Source organism: Pseudomonas sp. SDT291_1_S447, assembly GCF_054070155.1.
Genome location: NZ_JBSVXS010000382.1, coordinates 1 through 240, shown reverse-complemented (window position 1 = coordinate 240; position 240 = coordinate 1). Strand labels below are relative to the sequence as shown.

Genomic DNA, 240 nt, shown 5'->3' with positions numbered 1-240 from the left:
CGGGCAGCTTCCGCAAGCTCAAGCCGTTTGACGCAGTGTTCTTCGCCAAGGCCGGTGAAGACGAGGAACTGCGCGTGGAAGCCTTCGGCTGCAAGGTGAAGATCTCCAGCCTGTTGTCGATCGACCCGAAAGGTGGCGAGAAGACCAAGCACAAGGTGCCGTTTGACGTCACCAGTCCGGACTTTATTCACATCAACGGCGTTCCGTACCTCGACGCTACCGAGATCGAGGGGATCCGTT

1 protein-coding gene is annotated in these 240 nt (G+C 58.3%); it reads left to right on the top strand.

The window, feature by feature from the left end; all coding sequences use genetic code 11:
• A partial coding sequence (locus ACW9IR_RS30010) for a phage protein (protein ID WP_457466093.1) occupies window positions 1–240 on the top strand: 240 nt, incomplete at both ends.